At 68.1% G+C, this 951-nt stretch carries 1 protein-coding gene and 1 pseudogene; both read right to left on the bottom strand.

The genetic code is table 11. The annotated features are described in order from the left end of the window. Positions 1 to 695, bottom strand: a 695-nt coding sequence (locus DWZ22_RS03920; protein ID WP_147352265.1) for a dTDP-4-dehydrorhamnose 3,5-epimerase family protein, incomplete at its 3' end; no start/stop codon positions are given. 70 nt (positions 696 to 765) lie between these two features. After that, positions 766 to 951: pseudogene (locus DWZ22_RS03915) on the bottom strand (dTDP-glucose 4,6-dehydratase); the annotation flags it as partial.

Here is a 951-nt window from a genome sequence, read left to right as displayed (position 1 = left end):
TCGGACATGTCGAAGGTGTCGATGTCGCAGAAGTCGAAGTCCTTCGCCACGCCGCGCTCCTCGGCCAACGCGCGGACCGCATGCCCCAGCTGGCCGTCGCAGCCGGTGACGAGGGTGCGCTTCGGCGCCATGGGGACGACGTCGGCGAGCATCGGGTGGTTGAGGTCGGCCTCGGAGACGGTGGCCTGGTCGAGCGGGATCGGCCACTCGATGGCGAGCTCGGGGTCTGCGAGGTTAACGAAGGTGTAGGTCCTCTTGAGCTCCAGCGACCAGTGGGCGTCCACCAGGTAGGTGTAGGCGGTGCCGTCCTCCAGGGCCTGGAAGGAGTTTCCCACGCCGCGCGGGACGTAGATGGCCTTGGAGGGGTCCAGCACGGTCGTGTAGACCTTGCCGTAGGTGGCGCTGCCCTCGCGCAGGTCGACCCAGGCGCCGAAGACCGAGCCGCGCGCCACGGAGATGAACTTGTCCCAGGGCTCCGCGTGGATGCCGCGGGTGACGCCGCGGCTGTCGTTGTAGGAGACGTTGTTCTGGACGATGCGGAGGTCCGGGATGCTCAGGGCGGTCATCTTGGCGCGCTGCCAGTTCTCCTTGAACCAGCCGCGCGAGTCGCCGTGGACGGCGAGGTCGACGACCTTCAGGCCCCCGATGCCGGTCTCGGCGACGGTCAGGTCCTTCTCGAATGCGATGTCAGCCATGTGGGAAAAGCTCCTATCGAAGAGGTTAGATAACCGGGGGCGCCCGCGGTGCGGTTCGCCGGGGTTCGGTCTACTGGCCCTGTGCGCGGTACCTGGCCTCAGTGGCCTCCTTGGCCGGGCGCCACCAGGACTCGTTCTCGACGTACCAGTCGATGGTCTGCCTGAGCCCCTCGGCGAAGTCGGTGTGCGCCGGCCTCCAGCCCAGCTCGCGCCGGAGCTTGGTGGAGTCGATGGCGTAGCGGCGGTCGTGGCCGGG

The organism is Collinsella sp. AF31-11 (assembly GCF_003475605.1).
In the GTDB taxonomy this organism is placed as follows: domain Bacteria; phylum Actinomycetota; class Coriobacteriia; order Coriobacteriales; family Coriobacteriaceae; genus Collinsella.
The sequence above is the reverse complement of the archived record's forward strand: the minus strand, read 5'-3'. Positions and strand labels throughout refer to the sequence as shown.